15 protein-coding genes are annotated in these 16,886 nt (G+C 74.2%); 8 read left to right on the top strand and 7 right to left on the bottom strand.

Features of this window, described 5'->3' with window-relative positions:
• The first annotated feature begins 111 nt into the window (after positions 1-111).
• The gene (locus tag OEB99_RS04845) at positions 112-2,529 is read left to right on the top strand and encodes a hypothetical protein (RefSeq protein WP_263508674.1); all 2,418 of its coding nucleotides are present in this window, start codon (positions 112-114) and stop codon (positions 2,527-2,529) included.
• On the opposite strand, the gene OEB99_RS04840 is transcribed toward OEB99_RS04845, so the two are convergent.
• From OEB99_RS04840 to OEB99_RS04825, 4 genes are all read right to left on the bottom strand, one after another.
• On the bottom strand, positions 2,526-2,975 hold the full coding sequence (locus OEB99_RS04840) for a 2TM domain-containing protein (RefSeq protein ID WP_263508672.1): 450 nt from the start codon (positions 2,973-2,975) through the stop codon (positions 2,526-2,528). The two genes, OEB99_RS04845 and OEB99_RS04840, sit on opposite strands and share 4 nt — an antisense overlap.
• 79 nt (positions 2,976-3,054) lie before the next feature.
• Positions 3,055-3,258, bottom strand: a complete 204-nt coding sequence (locus tag OEB99_RS04835) for a hypothetical protein (protein WP_263508671.1) — start codon at positions 3,256-3,258, stop codon at positions 3,055-3,057.
• Between the two features lie 73 nt (positions 3,259-3,331).
• Positions 3,332-3,931: a TetR/AcrR family transcriptional regulator gene (locus OEB99_RS04830; protein ID WP_263508670.1), complete on the bottom strand. Its 600-nt coding sequence runs from the start codon at positions 3,929-3,931 to the stop codon at positions 3,332-3,334.
• Between the two features lie 329 nt (positions 3,932-4,260).
• On the bottom strand, positions 4,261-4,899 hold the full coding sequence (locus tag OEB99_RS04825; protein ID WP_263508669.1) for a DUF2461 domain-containing protein: 639 nt from the start codon (positions 4,897-4,899) through the stop codon (positions 4,261-4,263).
• Positions 4,900-5,015: 116 nt separating this feature from the next.
• On the opposite strand from OEB99_RS04825, the gene OEB99_RS04820 reads away from it, so the two are divergent.
• Together OEB99_RS04820 and OEB99_RS04815 are read left to right on the top strand one after the other, a co-directional pair.
• Complete coding sequence (locus OEB99_RS04820; RefSeq protein ID WP_263508668.1) at positions 5,016-5,384, top strand: VOC family protein; 369 nt, start codon at positions 5,016-5,018, stop codon at positions 5,382-5,384.
• 57 nt (positions 5,385-5,441) lie between these two features.
• Positions 5,442-6,323, top strand: coding sequence for a damage-control phosphatase ARMT1 family protein (locus OEB99_RS04815; protein ID WP_263508667.1), 882 nt, complete (start codon positions 5,442-5,444; stop codon positions 6,321-6,323).
• 21 nt (positions 6,324-6,344) lie between these two features.
• On the opposite strand, the gene OEB99_RS04810 is transcribed toward OEB99_RS04815, so the two are convergent.
• Positions 6,345-6,638, bottom strand: a complete 294-nt coding sequence (locus OEB99_RS04810; RefSeq protein WP_263508666.1) for a DUF5808 domain-containing protein — start codon at positions 6,636-6,638, stop codon at positions 6,345-6,347.
• Positions 6,639-6,940: 302 nt separating this feature from the next.
• Here OEB99_RS04810 and OEB99_RS04805 point away from each other — a divergent pair, with 302 nt between their 5' ends.
• From OEB99_RS04805 to OEB99_RS04785, 5 genes are all read left to right on the top strand, one after another.
• Positions 6,941-9,403 carry a circularly permuted type 2 ATP-grasp protein gene (locus tag OEB99_RS04805; protein WP_263508665.1) on the top strand — a complete coding sequence of 821 codons (2,463 nt, stop codon included), beginning with the start codon at positions 6,941-6,943 and terminating at the stop codon, positions 9,401-9,403.
• Positions 9,400-10,353, top strand: a complete 954-nt coding sequence (locus tag OEB99_RS04800) for a transglutaminase family protein (protein WP_263508664.1) — start codon at positions 9,400-9,402, stop codon at positions 10,351-10,353. Before OEB99_RS04805 ends, OEB99_RS04800 begins: the two co-directional genes overlap by 4 nt.
• Positions 10,354-10,469: 116 nt before the next feature.
• The gene (locus OEB99_RS04795; protein ID WP_263508663.1) at positions 10,470-10,772 is read left to right on the top strand and encodes a DUF1905 domain-containing protein; all 303 of its coding nucleotides are present in this window, start codon (positions 10,470-10,472) and stop codon (positions 10,770-10,772) included.
• 212 nt (positions 10,773-10,984) lie between these two features.
• Positions 10,985-11,929 (top strand): 1-phosphofructokinase, encoded by a 945-nt coding sequence (gene pfkB, locus OEB99_RS04790; protein ID WP_263508662.1) that lies wholly within the window; start codon positions 10,985-10,987, stop codon positions 11,927-11,929.
• Positions 11,930-11,946: 17 nt separating this feature from the next.
• Complete coding sequence (locus OEB99_RS04785) at positions 11,947-14,013, top strand: PTS fructose transporter subunit IIABC (RefSeq protein ID WP_263508661.1); 2,067 nt, start codon at positions 11,947-11,949, stop codon at positions 14,011-14,013.
• 87 nt (positions 14,014-14,100) lie between these two features.
• Here the strand turns inward: OEB99_RS04785 and OEB99_RS04780 are convergent, their stop codons facing one another.
• Both OEB99_RS04780 and OEB99_RS04775 read right to left on the bottom strand, forming a co-directional pair.
• Entirely contained in the window at positions 14,101-15,873 is a 1,773-nt protein-coding gene (locus OEB99_RS04780; RefSeq protein ID WP_263508660.1) for a putative bifunctional diguanylate cyclase/phosphodiesterase, read from the bottom strand.
• A gap of 78 nt (positions 15,874-15,951) precedes the next feature.
• A complete protein-coding gene (locus tag OEB99_RS04775) occupies positions 15,952-16,737 on the bottom strand; it encodes an MBL fold metallo-hydrolase (RefSeq protein ID WP_263508659.1) in 786 nt (261 codons plus the stop codon).
• Positions 16,738-16,886 lie beyond the last annotated feature (149 nt).

Genomic DNA, 16,886 nt, shown 5'->3' with positions numbered 1-16,886 from the left:
CGGACCGAAGTCCCGCCCAGGCGGTCCGCGACCCCTCGACCGCCGACCGGTGCCGCGACATCACACGCATGGCCCATGATCGGACGCGCGAGCGATGCCACGATCGCTCGCGTGAATCGACGTGGGCGGCGCCGCGACTCGACCGTGTCCATCGACCGGGAGACGGCCACCGCCCCACCGAGGTCCTGGCAGCGGCGCGCGGCGCGCGGTACCGCCGCGCTGACCGCCGCCGTCTGCGCCCTCGCGGCCGCCGGGGTCGCCGCCCCGGGCACCGCAGCGGCCGTCGCGACTCCTGCCTCCCCGGCCGCAGCGGCCGTCGTCGTCCCTGCGCCGGCCGCCGCAGCGGCCGTCGAGAGCGCCGCTCCCCGTAGCGCCGCCGGGTCCGCCACCGGGGCGGCCGCAGCCGCGGCGCGCGCGGTGCCCACGGCCACCGACTACACCGACGGCCTGCGCGTCGAGGCGAGCACCACGTTCACGGTGGATCTCGACGGCCCGACCATCCACGTGGTGTACGTCGCGACGCTCACCAACACCACGCCGGACAGCTACACGCAGTCGTACCGGACGCAGTACTACTTCACGACCTACGCGGCGCCGGTCCTCGAGGGAGCGACCGGCGTGACCGCGAGCCGGAGCGGCGGCGGCGCGCTGGGCGTCTCGGTCGAGGAACAGGAGGGGTACCTCCCGTCCGCTCTCGTGCAGCTGTCCCCGCGGCTGTACTACCGCCAGAGCCAGACCATCCAGATCACCTACGACGTCCCGCCCCAGCCGCTGCGCTCCGGCTCGATGTCGCAGGTCAACGGAGCGTTCGCGACCTTCCCCGCGTTCACCTCCGCCGACCCCGGACTGGCGGACGTCACCGTCGTCCTGCCGCGCAGCGCCGAGGAGGAGCTCGTCGGCGAGCAGATGGCCTGCACGCACGGCACCGAGACCACCACGTGCACCGCCACGGACATCGCCGACCCCGGCGCGTGGTACACGACCGTCGTGGCGAGGGACGACGACGCGCTCGTCGAGAACGTCGTCACCGCGGGCGACAAGGAGGTGCACGTCTACGCCTGGCCCGGTGACACCGAGTGGCTCGACTTCACGACCGACGCGGCCGAGCGCGGCATCCCGGCGCTGACCGAGGCGTTCGGCCGTTCCTGGGGCGTCCGCCCCCGGCTCGACATCGTCGAGACGTCGACGCCGTACCTGTACGGCTACGCCGGGTGGTACCAGCTCGACGCGTCGCTCATCGAGATCGGCGACGAGCTCGACCTCGACGTCGCCCTGCACGAGATCGCGCACGCCTGGCTCAACGGCGAGACGTTCGGCGACCGCTGGGTGCTGGAGGGGCTCGCAAGCGAGTACGCGAGCCTCGCGATGACCGCGCTCGGCGCGGACGCACCGGTCCCGGACCCGGTCGACACCGGGAGCGCGGTGGCCGTGCCGCTGCTCGACTGGGCCGTGCCCGACCCCACGGACCCGGATGCCGAGGCGATCGAGGAGTACGGCTACGGGGCGTCCTGGCTGATCGCCCACGCTCTCGTCGACGAGATCGGCGAGGAGGCCATGAGCAAGGTCGTCCTGGCCGGCGCCGACTCGCTGTCGCCGTACCCCGCGAGCACGAGCGACGACCGGCTGCCGGCCACACCCGGCTGGCGCTCGTACCTGGACCTGCTCGAGGAGGTGGGCGGCTCCGAGCAGGCCGACGAGCTGTTCCGGACGTACGTGGTCGGCCCGTCGGACGCGGCCGTCCTCGACGCGCGCGCGACGGCCCGGGACAGCTACGCGGAGCTGATCGACGCAGGCGACGGCTGGGCGCCGCCGGCCGCGGTGCGTGACGCGATGACCGAGTGGCGCTTCGTCCAGGCGGCTGAGCTGATGCCCCCGGTGCGCGAGCTGCTCGACGTGCGGGACGGGATCGCCGCGGCGCTGTCGACCGTCGACGCGGACGTACCGACGTCGCTGCAGCGCCAGTTCGAGGCAGCCACCGACCTGACCGCGCTCGACGAGCGGATGTCGAGCGCCGCGGACGCGGTGGACGCGTACGTCCAGGCCGCCTCCGCGGCGGCCGACGCGAACGCGATCACCCGGCTCGGCCTGCTCGCCGCACCGGTCGCCGGGGATCTCGAGGACGCGACGGCCGCGCTCGAGGCAGGCGACTGGCCAGCCCTGGCGTCGGCAGCGGCGCAGGTCGACGACGGGCTGGGGACCGCGACCCGGGTCGGCGGGATCGCGCTCGGCGCCGTCGCGCTGCTCGTGGCGGGCGCGGTCACCATGGTGCTGCTGCGCCGCCGCCGTGCGAGCCGGCCGGTCCCCGGCGTGCCCGTGGGCGATGGGCCGAGCGACCCGGCCGGCGCTCCGCAGCCCGGCCCGGAGCCCGCCGACGCACAGCCCGCCGATCCGGAGCCCGCCGGAACGGAGCTCGCCGACAGGGCGCAAGCCGACCCGGAGCCCGCCGAGACGGAACTCGCCGACACGGCGCAAGCCGACCCACAGCCAGCCGAGACGGAACTCGCCGTCGGGCCCGGCCGGACCGACTAGGTGCGACGCAGGACGGTCGTGGCGTGCACGCCGAGCCCGACCGCCCACGGGACGGTGACCCACCAGGCGTAGTTCACGCCGTCACCGAGTGCCAGGTCCTGGGCCCACAGGAAGCCGTTGACCAGGACGAACACGATCGCGTGCCCCACGAGGTCGGAGCGCGCCGAGTGCTCCGCCCCCTCCCGCGAGCGTCCCGTGATCATGACGGTCACGCCGGCCGCGAGGGCCGCGCCGCCCGCGACCAGCAGCCCCCAGCCCCAGCCCGGTGCGATGTCGCCGACCCGGGCGGACCAGTCGCCCCCGAGGCCGATGTACTGGTCCTCGCCTCCGACCAGGATGACCAGGCCCAGCAGGCCCGCGACGGCGCCCACGATGATCAGCACCCAACGGGTGACGTGGAGCTCCGGCTCGAGGTGGTGGGACGGGGTCGTGTGCAGGGTTGCCATGGCGCACCTCCGGGTGCCACTCCCAGGGCATCACGCCGCCGCGCACCGGCAAGTGACGTTCGTCCCCGCCGGCGCCCGGCTACGGCACCCGCACGCCGCCCTCGGCGGAGATCGAGAGCTCGCTGCGGAAGTCCGCCGAGGACACGTGGGCGTGCCAGGTGCCGGGCGGGTCCTCCTGGGCGAGCATCTCGTCGAGCCGGTCACGCACCTCGGCGGCCTCGTTGCGCGAGAGCCACAGGTGGACCGACGGGATCACGGTTCCGGGATCACTCTCGATGCGCATACCTCGATCGTCCTCCGGCCACCGGGCCGGCGCGAGGGCCCCAGGGCACGGTTCGGCCACGGGTCGCGGCCGGTCAGCGTCCCGGCGTGGCCGATCGGCCCGGCGCCGCAGCCGCGGCGCCGCGGTGTCCGTCGAGGAAGGCGCTGACGACCCGGTCCGGGTCGATCGTGACGGGCATGGGCACGCCGGAGCGTGACCACAGGCCGGCCGCCATCACCGGACCGGCCAGCAGCACGAGGAGCTCCCACGGGTCGCCGCCACCCAGCGCACCACCTTCCTGGTGTGCCTCGATGACGCGCACCGCCCCGCGGAGGTTCACCAGCAGGGGCGCGGTCGCGTCCCGGAGCTCGGGGTGGCGCGCGACCTCGGTGAGCAGCGTGGCGACCGCACCGCCGAGCGCGGAGGTCGTCGCGCCGAACGCGTCGAGCATCGCGCGCAGGTCGGCACCGACGTCCGGTCCGACGGACAGCGACGCGAAGGGCGTGGTGCTCAGCGCGTGCGTGAGCGCAGCGGAGACCAACGCCGACTTCGTGCCCCAACGGCGGAACAACGTGACCTCGTTCACGCCGGCGCGGCGCGCGATCTCCTGCGTGGTCGTGCCGTCGTAGCCGCGTTCGACGAACACGTCGACGGCCGCTCGGAACACGGCGTCGGTGTCGATGACCTTGGGCACTCGAGCCTCCTCGCGACGATCCTAGGGCGTCCATACCGTTGTGCAAGTATCTACTTGCAAACAGGTTCCGCGGCAGCTGGCGTCGCTGGTGACGAGCCGTCCCCGACGGCGGTCGCCAGGAGGCCGAGACGCGCCGATCGCCGCTCGGCAGCTGGGTCGCGGACTGGGAGACAGGTTGCGCTGCTCTCGGCGTTCGTGGGCGGGTGGCCGTGCTCGACGCCGGGGACCCGGGCTACCGCGCGACCTGGCTCCGCGGCCGACGCCGCCGCTCGGCCGGCAGGTCGCCGCTCGGCTGACGCCGCCACCCCGCCGGCAGGTCGCCGGGCCGGCTACCGCCGCCGCTCGGGCGGCAGCTCGCTGGGTCCGACGTGCTCGTGCAACCAGTCGACCAGCGGCTCGGCGGCCGAGTAGAACTCCTCGAGATGCTCGCGAGCGGCCGGTGTGGCGAGCCAGTCCGGCGCGCCCCACGCGTGCCAGGCGGCGAGCCCCTTGAGCCGGAGGAGCTCGACCCTCGGGTGGTCGCGCGGGTACCCGCGAGGCGCCGTGGCGAGGCTGTCGTGCGCCATCACCTCGCCCGGCAGCGCCGCGACGATCGCGGTGAGGCGCTCGCCCCGCGCGTCGTCGGCGACCGCCTCGCGGTAGCGCGCGAGCTGGTCCCGCGCCATCGCCCACATGCCGGCGGCAGCGGCCAGGCCGTCCGCGGACAGCTGCACGTACCGGTCGTCGCCGACCCGTGCACCGATGTGGGTCTTGTACGGCGTCTTGTCCGCGCTGAACCGCACGTCGCGGTAGGGGCGGAACGGCTTGCCCTCGCCCCAGCGCGGGCCGATCTCGGCGAGCAGGGCCTCCATCGCACCGCGGACCCGGGCGTCGTAGGTGTCCTTGTGGGCGAGCCAGTACGCCTTCGTGTTGTCCGCCTCGAGGCCCTCGAAGAACATCAGTGCCTCGTCGTCGAAGCCCGTGAACATGTCGCGAGGATAGGCACGACGGCGGCGGGGCGCGCGGCGCGTGCGTGTCGGAGGGACGACCTACCGTGCCCTGGTCGGCCGCCGGCGGAGGCGGCCACGACCGGAAGGGGCCACCCATGGCACACGGAGACATCACGCACATCGAGATCCCGGTGACCGACAAGGCGAAGGCCGCGTCCTTCTACGGCGCGATGTTCGGCTGGAACATCCAGGAGGCACCCGGCTTCGAGGGCTACCCGATGTGGCAGGCGCCGAACAAGCTGAGCGGCGGCGGCCTGGTCGACCGCACGGCGGAGAACACCCAGCCGGTCAGCTACGTCGAGGTCGACTCGATCGACGAGCTGCTGGCCAAGGTCGTCGCGCTCGGCGGCAGCGTCGCGCACGAGAAGATGGCGATCGACGCGAACAGCTCGTGGGCGGCCGTCGTCGACCCGGACGGCAACACGATCGGTCTGTACGAGGGCGCCCCGGCCAGCGAGGGCTGACCGCAGGCAGGACCTCGGCCCCGCGGCGGGGCGTGGCGCGCCAAGGACGATGGACGCATGCAGACCTACCTCGACTGCTACCCGTGCTTCGTCCGCCAGGCCCTCGCCGCGGCCCGGTTCGCCGGCGCCGACGCGGCCACCCAGCGCTCCGTCGTGCGCGCGACGCTCGAGCTGCTGGAAGACGTGCCCGCGGACGCCGCACCGCCACGGATCGCCGACGACGTGCACCGCTGCGTGCGCGCCGAGATCGGGGACGGCGACCCGTACGCGGACCTGAAGGCGCAGAGCACACGCGCGGCCCTCGACCTGTACCCGTGGCTCACCACGCTCGTCGCCGAGGCTGCCGACCCGGTCGAGACCGCCGTGCGAGTCGCCATCGCCGGGAACATCATCGACGTCGGTCCGTCGGACACCATCGCGGACCTCCGCGCAACCGTCGAGCGCGTCCTCGCGGCGCCGCTCGTCGGCGACCTCACGGAGCTTCGCACCGAGCTCGCACGGGCGCCCTGGGTGCTCTACGTGGCCGACAACGCCGGCGAGACCGTCTTCGACCGGGTGCTGGTCGAGACCCTGCGCGTGCCGGTCGACTACGCCGTCAAGGGCGGCCCGACGCTCAACGACGCGACCCGCGCCGACGCCGAGGCCGCCGGGCTCGCCCGGGTGGCCCGGGTGATCGACACCGGGTACGACGCACCGGGCGTCGACCTCGAGCGCAGCTCGGCGGACTTCCGGCGCTCGTTCGCCTCGGCGCCCCTCGTGCTCGCCAAGGGCCAGGCGAACTACGAGTCGCTCAGCGAGGCGGGCGACCGGGTGTTCTGCCTGCTCCAGGTGAAGTGCCCGGTGATCGGACGCGACCTCGGGGTCGAGGTCGGCAGCGTCGTGGTCCGACGCGCGACCGACCCGGTGCCGGCGACCGAGACCCTGGTGCCGGTGGGCTGACCGGCGCCCCGGCGCGTCAGGTCAGGCCTTCTCGCCGACCTTCTCGCGGACCAGCTCGACCACCCGGCCCACGTTGAGGGTCCAGCCGACCCCGAACACGTGCGGGTTGACGATCGCGCCCTCCGGGTCCCACACCCGTTCCTTGATCTTCTCGACCGTGGGCATCCGGAAGTCGTAGGGCACGAACCCGGCGACGGTCCCGCTCCAGGTCCGTTCGTCCTCGGGCAACCGGAGCTCCTTGACCACCGCGGCCACGGCGAGCCCGAACATCACCAGCTGGACGATGCTCGGCCCCTTGCGCTTCTCTCGCGCCATCGTTTCGCCTCCTTCGTCGCGACTCCCCCATCGTCCCCTGTACCGGCCGACCGCGCGCGGGTATTCGTTCATGAGGCCCGGTTCGCGACGCCTGCCCCGGGTCGGCGCACGGCGCGCGGGCGGTATTCGGAGCGAGCGCACCCCGGCTCGAGGGCAGGGCCCGAGCCCGAGGGGCGTCCAGTCCGAGCGCGGGCGGGGCGGGCACGGGGCGGATTCACCCCCTCGTGTGCGTCGCGCCCACCCTCACCGGGTTCGGGACAGGTAGCGTTCCCGCAGCACGGGTGAGGGAGGTGGTCGCGGCGATGACCGACGTGGCCACGCCTGCGCAACCGGAGCTGCCCGCCGGACCCGACTGGTCCTGGCTGCCCGAGGACACCGCACCGCCGGACGCCGGCCAGCTCGCGGACGCGCGCCGGCAGACGATCACCGCGCTGGTCGACCGCGGCGTGACCTACGGCGTCCCGGGCGCCCGGCAGGTCGCACGGAACTGGCGGCTCGACCCGGTGCCGCACGTCATCGACGAGGCGACCTGGTCGGACCTGGAACCCGCGGTCGCCCAACGCGCGGCCGTGCTCGACGCGGTGCTGGCCGACCTCTACGGCCCGCGGCGGCTGCTGCGCGACGGCACCCTCCCGCCCGAGCTGGTGCTCGCCGACCCGATGTTCCTGCGCACGGCGGACGGGCTGGTGCCCGCGAGGCACGGGCTCGTGCTGCACGCGGTCGACCTGTCGAAGGACCCGTCGGGCGCGTGGGTCGCCGTGCAGGACCGCGCCGACGCGCCGTCCGGGGCCGCCTACGCGATGGTCGACCGCCGGGTCGTCGCGCAGAGCCTCGCACGGCTGTACCGCCGGACGTCGATCCGCCGGATCGGGCCCTTCTTCCACGCGCTGCGACGCGCCCTGGACGCAGCGGCGCCGGCCGGCGTCGAGCAGCCCCAGACGGTGCTGCTGACGCCCGGCCCGCACTCGGAGACCGCGTTCGACCAGGCGTACCTGGCCACGATGCTCGGCGTCCCGCTGGTCGAGGGCACCGACCTGCTCGTGCGCGACGGGCAGGTGTGGCTCGAGGGCATGGCGGGGCTCGAACCGGTGGACGTCATCCTGCGGCGGGTCGACGGCGAGTGGTGCGACCCGCTCGACCTGCGTGCGGACTCGACGCTCGGCCTGCCCGGGCTGGTCCGCGCCGTGCGCGCGGGCACGGTGTCGGTGCTGAACCCGCTGGGCAGCGGCGTGCTCGAGCACCCGGGCCTGAGCGCCTACCTCCCCCGGGTCGCGCGCGCGGTGCTCGACGAGGACCTCGCCCTGCCGGGCCCGGCGACGTGGTGGTGCGGCGACAGCACGGCACGCGGGCACGCCCTGGCGCACCTGGACCGGCTCGTCCTCACCTACACCGGTCCGGGGCGACGGTCCCGGATCCTCGGCTGGACCCTGGACACCACGGCACGCGAGCAGCTCGCCGCGCGGATCGGCGCCGAACCCCTGCACTGGACCGCACAGGAGCTGGTCACCGGCGCGGCCGTCGCAGAGCCCGCATCGGCGCTGCGGACGTTCGCGGTGGCCGACGGCGAGGCGTACCAGGTGCTGGCCGGCGGCCTCGCGCTCGTCGCCCCGCCCGGTGAGGCGCTGGTGTCCGCGGAACGTGGAGCCGTCGCGCACGACGTCTGGGTGATCGCCGTCGAGCCGGAGACCGGTCCGGACCCGTGGGCGCTCGGCGCCGGCGACGAGCTCGCGCCGCGCCGCGCCGTCGCGCTGCCGCCGCGCACCGCGGAGAACATGTTCTGGCTAGCCCGCTACGCCGAGCGCACCGGGGACACGGTGCGGCTGATGAGGGCGACCGTGGACCGCTGGTACGACCACGCGCGCCGGCCCGCGACACCCGGCGGGCGCGCGCTCGGGGTGCTGCTCGACGCGCTCGGCGCCAGCTACCCGGGCGGCTGGCCCGAGCCCGACCCGCTCGCCGCGGCGATCTCCGGCCGGCGCGAACGACGCCCGGTCCGCGAGCTGCTGCTCGGGACCGAGCCGGGCGCGGTCGGCTGGTCGGTGCAACGCCTCGCGGACGCGGCCGCGGCCGTCCGTGACCAGATGTCGAACGACTTCTGGCTGCCGATCGCGAGCATGGAGCGGGTCCTGGAGTCCGAACGGGCGGCCCAGCGCGCACCCGGCTCGACCACGGGCCTGGTGCCGGTGCTGGACCGGCTACTCGAGGCGCTGCTGGCCGTCGCCGGTGTGGCGTGGGAGGGCATGCTGCGCGACCCGGGCTGGCACCTCATGGACGCCGGGCGGCGCCTCGAGCGCGCGCTGTACCTCGTGGAGAGCCTCGAGGCGACGGTCACCGCGGATCTGCCGGACGAGATCGAGACCTTCGTGCTCGAGTCGCTGCTCATCGCCCACGAGTCCTCGATCACCTACCGGCGCCGGCACACCGCGCATCCCGACGTGGCGAACGTCCTCGACCTCCTCGTGACCGACGAGGCCAACCCGCGCTCGCTCGCCTTCCAGCTCGACCGGTTGCGCTCCGATCTCGCCGCCGTGCCGTCGCACGTGCCGACCGACCGCGACCGTGTCGCGCAGGACCTGGTGGACCTGGTGCGCGAGCTCGACCCCCGCTCGGCGGCCGCCGTGGTGGGCGGGCGTCGGGACCAGCTCGTCGAGCACCTCGAGTCGCTCCGCTGGCGGCTGCGCACGCTCGGCGACGAGATCGCCCGCGCCCACTTCGCGCACCGGCCCTCCGCGCGTGCGCTCGGCGACCCGTGGGGGCTGTCATGAGGCGCACCTACGAGCTCGTGCACCACACGCGGTACACGTACGACCAGCCGGTCACCACGTCCTACGGGCGCGCCGTGCTGCTCCCGCGCGACCTTCCCGAGCAGACGCGGCACACCGCGTCCGTCGTCGTCGCGCCGGAGCCGGCCGACACCGCCGAGCAGCTCGACTACTTCGGCAACACCACCAGCTACTTCGCGATCACGCGCCCGCACGCCGAGCTCGAGGTCACCGCTCGCTCCCGGGTCACGGTGGACCGGCCGGAGCTCGACATCTCAGCCCTGCCCCGCGCGACCTGGAGCGACGTCGCACGGATGGCGCGGCCGGGCGGCACCGTCGAGGCGGACCGGGGCGAGGGGGTGGACAGCACCGACGGGATCGGTCTGGTGCAGCTGCGTGAGGCGTTGCTGCCGTCCCGGCACGTCGCACCGAGCGCCGAGGTGCGGGAGTGGGCCGCGCCGTCGTTCGTGCCCGGCCGGCCCGTCGTGGAGGTGCTCGTCGACCTCGCGCACCGGATCCGCACCGAGATGGCCTACCGGCCGGGGTCGACGACGGTCTCGACCACGCAGGTCGAGCTGCTCGACCTGCGTGCCGGGGTCTGCCAGGACTTCGCGCACCTGATGATCGCGGCGCTGCGCACCTACGGCGTCCCGGCCCGCTACGCCAGCGGCTACATCGAGACCCAGCCACCGCCGGGCCGGCCCAAGCTGCGTGGCGCCGACGCCTCGCACGCCTGGGCCTCCGCGTGGGTTCCCGGGGCGGGGTGGCTCGAGGTGGACCCGACCAACGACTGCTTCGTCGACTCGCGGTACGTGGTTCTCGGCTGGGGCCGGGACTACGGCGACGTGCCGCCACTGCGCGGGGTGATCTTCACCGACGGCTCGCAGTCGAGGCTCGAGGTGTCGGTCGACCTGCACCCGGTCGACTCCCCCGACGCGGAGCCGGGCGTCTAGTCCGGCGACCGGCCGGTCGACGGCCGGGCAGCGGCCGGTCGGCGGCCGGTCGACGGCCGGGCAACGGCCGACGGGCGGGGCCGGCGGCGTCGGTGGCGGGGGCTAGCGTCTGCGGCGTGGAGGTCGAGTTCGACGCGCAGCTGTACGAGTGGGACGCCCGGCAGGCCGACTCCTGGGTGTTCGTGAACCTCCCGACCGACGTCGCGGACGAGATCCTGGACGCCGGCGCGCACGCCGAGCGGGGCTTCGGCTCGCTGCGCGTCGAGGTCCGGATCGGGCTGACGACGTGGCGGACGTCGATCTTCCCGTCGGCGTCCGCGCAGACCTTCGTGCTGCCGCTCAAGCGGGCCGTGCGCCGGGCCGAGCAGCTCGAGCTCGGCGACACGACCCACGTCTGGCTCCGGCTCGTCGACGTCTGACGTCGAAACGCAGCGAGCCGTCGCCCCCGCGACGCGCGAGTGGTTCCATGTGAGGAGCGACCCGGACCGTCGCGCGCGGTGCGAGACCCCGGGACGCGGGAGTCCACGGTGTACGCAACGGAGCGGCAGCAGCGGATCACGGCGCAGCGGCGTCGACCAGGACGCGTCGACACCACCGGGCCGGCATCCGCCGGACCCGAGGTGGTGCCCGCATGATCGTGACCCTCACGCCCAACCCGAGCGTCGACCGGTCCGTGATGATCGACGACCTGCGCCGCGGCGAGGTGCACCGGGCCAGCGAGAGCCGGATCGACCCGGGCGGCAAGGGCGTCAACGTGTCCCGCGTGCTCGCCGCACAGTCCGCGGCGACCGTCGCCGTGCTCCCGATCGGTGGGCCCGAGGGGCACCTGCTCGAGGAGCTGCTCGACGCGGCCGGCGTGGCCCACCACAGCGTCTCCGTCGCCGGCACGGTCCGGATGAACATCAGCGTCCTCGAGCCCGACGGGACCACGACCAAGCTCAACGAGCCGGGCCCGACCCTGACCGACGACGAGGCCGGTCTGCTGCTGGACGCCACCGTCACGCTCGCCGCCGGCGCCGACTGGGTCGTCGGCTGCGGCAGCCTTCCGCCGGGCGCTCCCGCCGACCTGTACGCGACGCTCGTCGGCCAGGTCCGGGACCGCGGTGTCCACGTCGCGGTCGACTCGTCGGGCGCGCCGATGGTGGCCGCCGTCGCGGCCCGCCCGACCCTCATCAAGCCCAATCACGAGGAGCTCGCCGAGCTCGTCGACCACGACCTGCCCACGCTCGGCGACGTCCGCGACGCGGCCCGGGACCTGGTGGCCGACGGCATCGAGGTCGTGGCGGTGAGCCTCGGCAAGGACGGCGCACTGCTGGTCACGGCGCAGGACGCGGTGCACGCGGCCGCGACGATCACCGCCCCGCTGTCCACCGTGGGCGCCGGCGACTGCATGCTCGCCGGCCTGCTGCACGGCCTGTCCACCGGGCAGCCGACCGCCGACGCGCTCGCCACCGGCGTCCTGTGGGGCGCGGCCGCCGTCACGCTCCCGGGCAGCAGCGTCCCCGCCCCCGACGACCTGCTCGGCATCCCCCTCGAGATCACCACCAGCCCGGACTTCACCTACCGCCTCACCTGATGCCGAAAGGAGCCCTCATGTCCCTGATCACCGAACGGCAGGTCATCCTCGAGCTCACCGGTGCCGACCGACACGAGGCGACCCGCACCCTGGGCGAGCGACTCGTCGAGACCGGGCGGTGCACCGACCTCGACACGTTCATCGCCGACGTGCGCAAGCGCGAGGAGACGATGGCCACCGGCCTGCCCGGCGGCATCGGGATCCCGCACGCCCGCAGTGCGGCGATCACCGAGCCGTCGCTCGTGTTCGGGCGCTCGACCGCCGGGATCGACTGGGGTGCACCGGACGGACCGGCGACCCTGATCTTCCTCATCGCCGCGCCCGAGGAGGGCGGCGAGGCGCACATGCAGATGCTGCCCAAGCTGGCCCGCGCACTGGTCAAGCCGGAGTTCACGGCGGCGCTGATGAGCGCGACCACCGAGGCCGAGGTCGTCCGCATCGTCAGCGACGAGGTCGCGCTCGACGAGCCGGAGGCCGCTGCACCTGAAGCGGCGCCCCCCGCAGCCGGCACGTCCGCCGCCACGCCGGCTGCCCCGGCCGAGACGCAGCCCAAGCGCTCGCTCACGTTCGTCGGCGTCACCTCGTGCCCGACCGGCATCGCGCACACCTACATGGCTGCGGAGGGCCTGGAGAACGCGGCGAAGGCCGCGGGCCACACGATGAAGGTCGAGACCCAGGGCTCGGCCGGCGCGAAGCCGCTCAGCGCGGCCGAGATCGCGGCGGCCGACGCCGTGATCTTCGCCCACGACCTCCCGGTCAAGGACGCGGGTCGGTTCGCCGGCAAGCCGACCATCGACGTCGGCGTCAAGCGCGGCATCTCCGACGGACCCGCACTCGTGGCCCAGGCCGAGGAGCTCGTCGCCGTGTGGGAGGCCGACCCGAGCCGGGCTGCGGCCGCCGCCCCGGCCGCGGGTGGCTCCGGCGGGCTCACGAGCAAGGTCGAGGAGGGCGTCGGCATCGGCACGAAGATCCGGCAGTGGCTGATGACCGGCGTGTCGTACATGATCCCGTTCGTCGCCGCCGGCGGCATCCTCATCGCCCTGTCGTTCATGCTGGCGCAGGCCGCACTCGGCGAGCAGGGCGCCATCGAGATCACGAACTACACCCTGACCGGCACCGATCAGTACAACATCGCCCAGAACTTCAGCGTGGCCGACCTGACCTCGTGGGCTGCTCTGCTCTTCGTCATCGGGCACGCGTCGTTCGGGTTCCTGGTGCCGATCCTGTCCGGGTTCATCGCCTTCGCGATCGCCGACCGGCCGGGGCTCGTCCCCGGGATCGTCGGCGGGTCGATCGCCGCGACCATGGGTGCCGGGTTCCTCGGCGGCATCGCCACCGGCTTCCTCGGCGGCTTCTCGGCACTGTGGATCTCGCGCTGGAGGGTCCACAAGGGCGTCCGGGGCGTCATGCCCGTGGTCGTGATCCCACTGCTGTCGACCCTCATCACGGCGGGCCTGTTCATCATCGTGCTCGGCAGCCCGATCAAGGCGATGTCCGACGGCCTGAACAACTGGCTGACCGGCCTGACCGGCGCGAGCGCGTTCATCCTCGGCGCGATCCTCGGCGCGATGATGGGCTTCGACCTCGGCGGCCCGGTCAACAAGGTCGCCTACACGTTCGCGACGACCGGCCTGGCCACCGCTGGGGCGGCCTCCGACGCACCGCAGCTGAAGATCATGGCCGCGGTGATGGCCGGCGGCATGGTGGCCCCGCTCGCGATGGCGCTCGCGACGGCGGTCCGGCCGAAGCTCTTCTCGGAGCCGGAGCGCGAGAACGGCAAGGCCGCCTGGCTGCTCGGGGCCTCGTTCATCTCCGAGGGCGCGATCCCGTTCGCCGCCGCGGACCCGGTCCGGATCATCGTGGCCTCGGTCGTCGGCTCCTCGGCCACCGGCGCGCTCGCGATGGTCTTCGGGACGACGCTGCGTGCCCCGCACGGCGGGATCTGGGTGCTGCCGCTGATCGGCAACTTCCTGCTGTTCCTGGTCGCCCTCGCGGTCGGGACCCTCATCACGGCGGCGATCGTCATCGCCCTCAAGTCGCGCGAACGGAACCTCGAGCAGGTCGACGCCAGCGCGACCGTGTGACCACGACGGCGCGCACGAGCCGCCTCGGTCACGACCGGGGACCGGTGGCCGGACCACCGTTCCCCGGTCCGCGAGCGCGCCGCGCGATCAGTCCTGCGCGACGGGGCCGTCCGGCTCGGTGAGCACGGCGCCGACCTCGTCCGCGCCGTGCGGCCGGCCGAGCAGGTAGCCCTGGGCCCGGTCGCACGCCCAGCCCCGCAGCCAGCCGAGCTGCGCCGCGGTCTCCACGCCCTCGACCGTGACGGTGAGGCCGAGGCCGTGGCCGAGCGTCACGAGGGACTCGGCGATGGCGGTGCTCGCCGTGTCGGTGCCGAGCCGGGCGGTGAGGCTGTCGTCGACCTTCAGGTCGGTGACCGGGAGGTCGCGGAGATAGTCGAGCCCGCTGCGACCGGTGCCGAAGTCGTCGATCCCGATGCCGACGCCCAGCTCGCGGATCGCGGCGAGGTCGTCGCGCTCGAAATGGTCGAGCCGGACCAGCCGACGCTCGGCGATCTCGATCCCGAGGAGGTCGGCCGGCAGGCCGTGGGCCGCCAGCGCGTCGCTCACCACGCCCGCCAGGTCGTGCCGGCCGAGCTGACGGTCGGACGCGTTGACCCAGACCTGCGGCGCGCGGTCGCCGAGGGCCGCGTGCCACTGCGCGGCCTGGCGCACCGCCTCCTCCACGACCCACCGACCGATCGGCACGATCAGCCCGCGGCTCTCCGCGACGTCGACGAACTCCGCCGGCACGAGCTCACCGCGCTCGGGGTGCACCATGCGCAGCAGCGCCTCGACCGCGACGACCCGTCCGCTGCCGAGGTCCACGATCGGCTGGTACACCAGTCGAAGTCCGTCGTCCTCGAGCGCTCCGCGCAGCGTCTCCTCCACCTCGAGCTGCCGGGCCGCGAGCGCCGCGAGGGACTCGTCACCGACGATGTAGCGCCCCTTGCCCGCGCCCTTGGCCCGGTACATCGCGGCGTCCGCCTCGCGCACCAGGCCGTCGGCCGTGGCGCCCACGCCACCCGTCGCCGCCCCGATGCTCGCGGACACGTGCAGGACGCGGTCGGCGATCTCGATCGGCGCGCTGAGGGTGTTGATGACTCGCTGCGCGATCGGCGCGACCTCCCCCGGGGTGGTGAGCCCGTCACAGACCACCGCGATCTCGTCGCCGCCCAGGCGCGCGGCGAGGTCACCGGCGCGCAGCACGCTGCGGACCCGTTGCCCGACCGCGACGAGCAGCTCGTCGCCCGCGGCGTGCCCGAGGCTGTCGTTGATCTCCTTGAAGTCGTCGAGATCGAGGTACAGCACGCCGACCAGGCCGCCGGCTCGGCTCGCCCGGGCGAGGGCCCGCTCGAGGTGCTCCATCGCGTGCGACCGGTTCGGCATGCCGGTGAGCGGGTCGTGCATGGCCCGGTAGATCAGCTCGTTCTCGGCGTCCTTGCGGGCGGTGATGTCCTCCACCTGGGCGACCAGGTGGAGCGGGTCGCCGTCCGGGCCGTGGATCGCGGACATCGTGACCCGGACCCACACCTCGGCCCCGTCGGCCCGCAGGTATCGCTTCTCGACGACTCCGCGGTCGAGCTCGCCGCTGCGGACGCGCTCGGCGGCGACAGCACCGACCGCGACGTCGTCGGGGTGGGTGATCGTGTCGGCCGGCATCCCCACGAGCTGGTCGGCGGAGCGGCCGAGCATCTCGCACATGGCGCGGTTCACGTCGAGGAGCGTGCCGGGCGCCGGCTCCGGGCCCACCGCGACGAGCGCCATGCCGATCGCGGCGCCGTCGAAGACCTGCCGGTACTTCTGCTCGACCTCGTCCAGCACGAGGTCGGCGTCGGGAGCGTCCGGTCCCGACGCCTCGCCGCGCTGCTCGTCGCGGGACACGTCACCACCCCCACGCGAACGATAGCCGTCGCGTGAGGGGGTCCGGCAGGGACCAGCCCGGGACCACCTACGAACGGCTCAACCGACCATGGCGACGGTGCGTGCGTGCTCGTCGCGCATCCCCTCGTTGGCCAGGCGAGGATCGTCCGGGGTGCGGCCGGCGAGCACGGCCTCGAGGTAGTGGCGGTCGGCGTCCAGCCGGGCACCGGGGTCGGCCGTCGGCGTCCCGTGACCGGGTACGAGCACGGAGGCGCGCCCCACGTACGGCGCGAGCACGTCCAGCCCGGCGAGGTAGGCGTCCAGGCCGGTCGCCGGCAGCGGGAGCTCGACGTCGCTCAGCATGTCGCCCACCACCAGGACACCGCGGTGCGGCGCCCAGAGCGCGGTGTGACCGGGCGCGTGGGCGTCGTGCGTGATGGCGAGCAGCGGGTCGCTGGTGAGGTCCGTGCTGAACGGGTCGGGGATCTCGGCGACGTCGCCGACCGCATCGGCGCCGGGCAGCGGCTCGAGCCGGCCGAACAGACGCAGCACGCCAGGGGGGAACGGGTCGGTCAGCTCGGCCCGCAGCTCGTCCGCGTGCTCGCGCACCACCTCGACCGCGCGGGAGGACGCCCAGCGGTGCCCGTCGCCGAACCGCGGGTGCCACAGCAGGTGGTCGTGGTGCGGATGGGTCGAGAGCCCCGAGGTGACGCGGATCCCGAGCGCGGTGAGGTCGTCGGCGATCGCCTCGAGCTCGTCCGGCAACCAGGCCGGGTCGACCAGCAGGCCCCGGTCGCCGTGCACCACCAGCGTGGTGGTGGTCTGCATCCGGCGGCTCGTGGCCACCAGGACCCCGGGAGCGACCGGCGCGAACGGGCTGGGCATGTCGCGACGCTACCCGGCGACGCCGGGCGTCGGGGCGGATTCGGGCCGGTGGACCGGGCTCGACGCACCGCATGCTGCACGCGCGTCGTGGTCGAACGTGCACCGCGGTCCCTGCCGCGCGCGACGCCGACGCGCGATGATGGGAGTGG

It is taken from the genome of Actinotalea endophytica (assembly GCF_025717005.1).
GTDB lineage: Bacteria > Actinomycetota > Actinomycetes > Actinomycetales > Cellulomonadaceae > Actinotalea.
This window is presented reverse-complemented; position numbering and strand designations above follow the sequence as displayed.

Bases quoted from the DNA above. Each gene is read 5' to 3' on its own strand.
- OEB99_RS04840 (WP_263508672.1), bottom strand. From the start codon at position 2,975: ATGGCAACCCTGCACACGACCCCGTCCCACCACCTCGAGCCGGAGCTC.
- OEB99_RS04835 (WP_263508671.1), bottom strand. From the start codon at position 3,258: ATGCGCATCGAGAGTGATCCCGGAACCGTGATCCCGTCGGTCCACCTG.
- OEB99_RS04825 (WP_263508669.1), bottom strand. From the start codon at position 4,899: ATGTTCACGGGCTTCGACGACGAGGCACTGATGTTCTTCGAGGGCCTC.
- OEB99_RS04820 (WP_263508668.1), top strand. From the start codon at position 5,016: ATGGCACACGGAGACATCACGCACATCGAGATCCCGGTGACCGACAAG.
- OEB99_RS04815 (WP_263508667.1), top strand. From the start codon at position 5,442: ATGCAGACCTACCTCGACTGCTACCCGTGCTTCGTCCGCCAGGCCCTC.
- OEB99_RS04810 (WP_263508666.1), bottom strand. From the start codon at position 6,638: ATGGCGCGAGAGAAGCGCAAGGGGCCGAGCATCGTCCAGCTGGTGATG.
- OEB99_RS04805 (WP_263508665.1), top strand. From the start codon at position 6,941: ATGACCGACGTGGCCACGCCTGCGCAACCGGAGCTGCCCGCCGGACCC.
- OEB99_RS04800 (WP_263508664.1), top strand. From the start codon at position 9,400: ATGAGGCGCACCTACGAGCTCGTGCACCACACGCGGTACACGTACGAC.
- pfkB (WP_263508662.1), top strand. From the start codon at position 10,985: ATGATCGTGACCCTCACGCCCAACCCGAGCGTCGACCGGTCCGTGATG.
- OEB99_RS04785 (WP_263508661.1), top strand. From the start codon at position 11,947: ATGTCCCTGATCACCGAACGGCAGGTCATCCTCGAGCTCACCGGTGCC.
- OEB99_RS04775 (WP_263508659.1), bottom strand. From the start codon at position 16,737: ATGCCCAGCCCGTTCGCGCCGGTCGCTCCCGGGGTCCTGGTGGCCACG.